The sequence below is a fragment of the Legionella stuttgartensis genome, assembly GCF_977063405.2.
Window position 1 is genome coordinate 1 of record NZ_CDRUHA020000079.1, and the last position, 4,945, is coordinate 4,945.

Sequence of the window (4,945 nt, forward strand, 5' to 3'; positions counted from 1 at the left end):
AGTTCTAATGAAAAAGTGGTCCAAGAGAGTTCCATTGGTTTTATCCCTGTTGCGTTACAAAATAAGACAATAATGGATTTCTAAAGAGGATAATCAAAACAATCACCAAACAATAAATGGCTAACGACTCGATCATGGCCAAACCAATAAATAAGGTTCTGGTGATGGATTTTTCGGCTTCAGGTTGCCTTGCCAAAGCATCTAAGGCGTGACTAATCGCGCGCCCCATGGCCAGAGCTGGCCCTATAGTTCCTATGGCAATGGCTATTGCTGCAATAACGGTTGACGCTAAACTAAACCAACTTATGTCATTCATAACGATTCTCCTTGGCTTTTAAGCTCATGGGCTTGAATGCCCCCAGCAATGTAAATTAAGGCCAGCATGCCAAAAATATACGCTTGGATGATGGCTTCAATAATATGTAAAATGAGTATTGGAATAGGAACTAAAAATCCGGCAATCATGAGGACAATCAGGGCGGTTAATTGCAAGCTCATGATATTACCAAACAAGCGGACGGCCAATGCTAAGGTTCGAGAGATTTCGCTGATTAAATGAAAAGGCAATAAAAAAGGAGTTGGCTTAATATAATGTTTCAAATACTCTCGCCACCCCTCGGCACGAATTCCAAACCAGTGTACCGATAAAAAAGTTATTATCGCAAGGGATGCCGTCACCGATAAATCCGCCGTTGGTGAATAAAATCCCGGGATAACACCGATTAAATTGGAAACAAGGATAAAAATCCACAAGGTGGCTACAAAAGGAAATATCAACTCAACGTGGTTGGGCAATACTTCTTTTATCGCATCGTACATGGTGCTCAAAACACCCTCCCAAAGGAGTTGGTACGTGCTTGGCTGTAGGAGAGAGCATTTGTAAGTGGTACTCCATGCCATGATGAATAAGGAGATCATAATGAACCACGTGGTTAAGACGCTTTGTGTGATGGGTAATCCACCGATTGAAAAGGCAAAATGCGCTAAGAATCCTTCTTCTCCCACGGTTAGTCCTTAATTAAAAGATACACGTTAATGGCACCAATAATCACCCCAAGGAGGATTAAATTGATGGTCCAACTCATGGAATACCCTTTTATTTTCTCATCGAGCCAAACCCCGAGATAGGCTCCTGCAATGATGGGTAACACAAAAACAAAGCCTAAAGTACCCAGGTAAACTGTTTGGGCTAATAACGTTGATTTTCCCTTTTTAGCTTTATTGATTTTGCGGACGTTTCGTTTCACTTGTTGTTCCAGTTCCTTGTTTGAATTTTTAAATTCCATAGCTGTTCTGCCGGTTTAATTCCCATAAACGCTTTAACATTTCTTCATCCAAACGATGCACGCTTTCTTTAGTGCGCAATAGATTGTTTTCTTCCCAATGTAATTCTTCCGCCAGGACCCTTTGTATGGCTTGGTATTCTTTATGGCGCACATAATGTCGTGTCGCAATATGCAATTGATTGTCAATGAAATAAACCACGGCACCTGGCAATGCTAAGTATTCCGTCTCTTGATTTTCATCACGAAACCAGGCCAAGCCGAATTTTAAGCACGTCATCATTCGGCTATGATGAGCTAAAATTCCAAATTGCCCAGAAGCATCCTCACCCACAAAACTGATGACCTTATCGATTTTTTCATATTGTGTGGCACTCTTAAGATGGATAGTAAAAAGCTCCATGTCCGTCGTTATCTCCCTTTATCCATGGCACCTCTCATGTAACACTCTTCTTCTGAAAATTCATCGTAATCGCCTCTTAGAAAGGATTCGCAATCGGTTAATGTGTGTTCTAATGAAACCGATTTCCCTTCCATTCCTGTTTGAAGCTTGGTGACATGAAAGGGTTGGCTAAGATAGCGCTGCAGTTTACGTGCTCTTAACACAATAGCACGGTCTTTAGGAGAAAGCTCTTCAATCCCCATCATAGAAATCATGTCTTCTAATTCTTGATAATGTTCAAGGTGTTCTCGTACGGCTTGTGCAATGGAATAGTGTCGCTCGCCCAATAGGATTTTATCCATAAATTGACTCTTGGAAGCTAAGGGATCTACGGCGGGATAAATGCCTTTGCCTGCTTGTGCGCGAGAGAGTACGATGATGGAATCCAAATGAGTAATAATCCCGGTCACCGCCGGATCGCTCATATCATCAGCCGGAACATAAACCGCTTGTACCGAAGTCACTGCTCCTTTGGCAGTCGATGTCATGCGCTCTTCAAGTTCCGCTATCTCAGTCATTAAGGTGGGTTGATAACCGACACTGGCCGGCATTCGGCCGAGTAGGCCTGAAATTTCACTGCCGGCTTGCACAAAACGATAAATATTATCCACAAGAAAAAGAACCTCATGGCCCAACGTATCACGCAAATATTCCGCATAAGTTAATGCCGATAACCCTGTGCGAAAACGCACTCCCGGTGATTCGTCCATTTGACCAAACACCATGAGGGTTTTATCCATTACGCCTGCGGATTTCATCTCATGCCACAATTCATGTCCCTCCCGAATACGCTCGCCAACACCAGCAAAGACGGAGGTTCCTTGATGCAATTGAATAATGGCATGCATCAATTCCATCAGGAGTACGGTTTTTCCAACTCCTGCACCACCAAACAATCCCGTTTTAGAGCCCCTGACGAAGGGACAAAGTAAATCAATGACCTTAATTCCTGTCTCAAGAATGGTTTCTTGAGTGCTCGTCATTTGAAGTGGTTCTGATTTGGCTAGAACATCACGATATTCATTGGTTTCTAATGGTGGGCCGCCGTCTAACGGCTCACCAAAAATATTTAAAAGGCGGCCCAAGCATTCTTTTGAAACGGGAATTTGTAACGAAGTGCCTTGGTCATAAACTATTAAACCTCTTTGCAATCCTGAGGCACGGTGGAGCGTGATGGCTCTCACATGATGCTCATCAAGGTGCTGACACACTTCCAAAATGTATTCATCACTGTCCGTGTAAGTTTTAAGAGATTGATGCAAAGGAGGCAGTACATCACAATGTATCCTGACAACAGGGCCATTGATTTCGATTATCCTGCCGATGGGAGTTCCATGACTTTGAGCAACAGCCGTGTTTTTATCCATCATTTTCCAATTGTATTCATGACCCATGAATTAGGTGTCGTCCTATTCTCTCTATTTTTACATCACTTTATGGAATTTTAATATAACAGAGTTTGAAAACAGAGAGCAAAATGCTAATTAATAACAGCCCGCCTCAAATCTAAAAAACAAAAGCTATGTAGGAGGTCTCATCAATCTGCACACCCATGTCACTGGGTTATATGATGATACACCAAACCATCCCTTTATAGAGTTCAATGAAATAGGTAGGCTCTGAATAGGCCAATCTTAATGGGCTACTGACAATAGGGCTCTTAGACATCTCATAAGAGCTCAGGTGATTTGAGTCAATTACCCTAGGATAGGCCTCTCTTATAGAGGAGTTATTGGTTTTTCATCATGGGACATCCCATCATTTGCCTATCCATCATCATCTGCATCATTTGCGTCATCATTTGCATCATTTTCATACGTTGATCCATCATCTCGGGTTGTTTTGCTGTATCATCGTGCATACTTTGCATCATCTTCATGCCTTTTTGCATGGTGTGCATGCCTTCTTCCATCATGGGCATTTGTGTTTGCATCAACGATTTCTTTTCTTCCGTTGTTTTTGCATTCATAAGCTTATCATGCATCTCCTGCATTTGTTTTAGTGCTTCTTGCATTTGCTTCATTTCGTCTTGCAGTTGGGTTGACTGCTGATTAGAGCTTTGCATTCCCATATTATTCATTTGAGAACCAGAAGGCATATCTTCTGCGAAGAGTGGCGTGGCAACCAAGCTGCAAGCGGCCAATAAAATGAACGCATTCCTTTTTAACATAATGAAATCTCCTTATTATTTTTTCAATGAATTGTTTGGACTGAACATCCTACTATAGCACTACATGAACAGGGGATGAAAAGCAAAAAACATACTTGTTCATGTTAATGCCAACCTATTCCTCCCGTGTTGTGTCCTTCATAAGTATGAGAAACACGGTGTGAATTATTGGTCGTTGTTGATGGGGCGCAAGAGATCAACAAAAGTATCGCGCTCATTATCCCAATAACTGCTTTAATAAGTCTCTGCTTTGGCATATCTATGCTCCTTGCAATGAAATAAAGTGAGAGAGAATCAATATAAAAACAACCCACCTCATTTTATAAATCATTTATATAATATAGCACCGTTTAGAAATACGCAGTGCCAGTCATGACTACTTGTTGAAAAAATCAGTTGTCTTTTGGAATAGGGAATCTATACCTCCCCAAGCTTAATATAAGTTCAAATTATTATTTGAATTCACTGCCAAGGATGTGAATAGATGTTGGAGTTAAGGAAGACGATAAGTAGGGTATTTAATTATTGCGAAGATTCTACCATTCTTTTATGAAGAAATTTTAAGATGATTCAAAAGGTAACATGCCAGTTAAGAAGCGATTTGGTGGCTATCATCACCACAGACATGGGCATTGACACCATTAGAAATGATCCAATGAACACTCATTATTAGTGATAATTAATGCCTGATATCGTATGAAAATATTGAGTATACGAAGACAAGTACTTTTGTTATAACTTTATTAATTTTCCTTATCCTGCAGGCATTTTTTACATGGGTTTTTATTTCAATTTTCCACTTCTTTATCAAGCATTAGATTAGCCCCTTACTCATCATGGTTTATGAGGCTGAGTTTTTAGTTATTTTCCTCTTCAAGCTCACATAAGTTGAGGGCGGGAACAACTCATTTGGTGTGACATCTAATCCTTTAAGAATTTTTAGAAGATTTAAAATGGTTATATTGGCTTCGCCACGTTCCACAGTCCCGTAGTAACCCCGATTCATTTCGATGAAATTGGCAAAACCCTCTTGAGAAAAACCTTTCTCTT

At 40.7% G+C, this 4,945-nt stretch carries 8 protein-coding genes; all 8 read right to left on the reverse strand.

The window, feature by feature from the left end; genetic code table 11:
• Positions 1-40: 40 nt before the first annotated feature.
• Positions 41-316, reverse strand: coding sequence for a F0F1 ATP synthase subunit C (locus ACWTEW_RS27760; RefSeq protein WP_011946148.1), 276 nt, complete (start codon positions 314-316; stop codon positions 41-43).
• The gene (locus ACWTEW_RS27765) at positions 313-1,005 is read right to left on the reverse strand and encodes a F0F1 ATP synthase subunit A (RefSeq protein WP_021460704.1); all 693 of its coding nucleotides are present in this window, start codon (positions 1,003-1,005) and stop codon (positions 313-315) included. Before ACWTEW_RS27765 ends, ACWTEW_RS27760 begins: the two co-directional genes overlap by 4 nt.
• 2 nt (positions 1,006-1,007) lie before the next feature.
• The gene (locus ACWTEW_RS27770) at positions 1,008-1,286 is read right to left on the reverse strand and encodes an AtpZ/AtpI family protein (RefSeq protein ID WP_011946150.1); all 279 of its coding nucleotides are present in this window, start codon (positions 1,284-1,286) and stop codon (positions 1,008-1,010) included.
• Positions 1,276-1,686: a F0F1 ATP synthase subunit delta/epsilon gene (locus tag ACWTEW_RS27775; RefSeq protein ID WP_058393158.1), complete on the reverse strand. Its 411-nt coding sequence runs from the start codon at positions 1,684-1,686 to the stop codon at positions 1,276-1,278. The genes ACWTEW_RS27770 and ACWTEW_RS27775 overlap by 11 nt, the downstream gene beginning before the upstream one ends.
• Positions 1,687-1,694: 8 nt before the next feature.
• Positions 1,695-3,092 carry a F0F1 ATP synthase subunit beta gene (gene atpD / locus ACWTEW_RS27780; RefSeq protein ID WP_439649218.1) on the reverse strand — a complete coding sequence of 466 codons (1,398 nt, stop codon included), beginning with the start codon at positions 3,090-3,092 and terminating at the stop codon, positions 1,695-1,697.
• A gap of 362 nt (positions 3,093-3,454) precedes the next feature.
• A complete protein-coding gene (locus ACWTEW_RS27785; RefSeq protein ID WP_021582720.1) occupies positions 3,455-3,895 on the reverse strand; it encodes a substrate of the Dot/Icm secretion system in 441 nt (146 codons plus the stop codon).
• Positions 3,896-3,999: 104 nt separating this feature from the next.
• Positions 4,000-4,152: a hypothetical protein gene (locus ACWTEW_RS27790; protein WP_165481402.1), complete on the reverse strand. Its 153-nt coding sequence runs from the start codon at positions 4,150-4,152 to the stop codon at positions 4,000-4,002.
• Between the two features lie 584 nt (positions 4,153-4,736).
• The coding region (locus ACWTEW_RS27795) for a helix-turn-helix domain-containing protein (RefSeq protein ID WP_454783612.1) at positions 4,737-4,945 on the reverse strand (209 nt) is incomplete at its 5' end.

Excerpts from the sequence above, each read along its gene's own strand:
- ACWTEW_RS27760 (WP_011946148.1), bottom strand. The coding sequence starts at position 316 with ATGAATGACATAAGTTGGTTTAGTTTAGCGTCAACCGTTATTGCAGCA.
- ACWTEW_RS27770 (WP_011946150.1), bottom strand. The coding sequence starts at position 1,286 with ATGGAATTTAAAAATTCAAACAAGGAACTGGAACAACAAGTGAAACGA.
- ACWTEW_RS27775 (WP_058393158.1), bottom strand. The coding sequence starts at position 1,686 with ATGGAGCTTTTTACTATCCATCTTAAGAGTGCCACACAATATGAAAAA.
- atpD (WP_439649218.1), bottom strand. The coding sequence starts at position 3,092 with ATGGATAAAAACACGGCTGTTGCTCAAAGTCATGGAACTCCCATCGGC.
- ACWTEW_RS27785 (WP_021582720.1), bottom strand. The coding sequence starts at position 3,895 with ATGTTAAAAAGGAATGCGTTCATTTTATTGGCCGCTTGCAGCTTGGTT.
- ACWTEW_RS27790 (WP_165481402.1), bottom strand. The coding sequence starts at position 4,152 with ATGCCAAAGCAGAGACTTATTAAAGCAGTTATTGGGATAATGAGCGCG.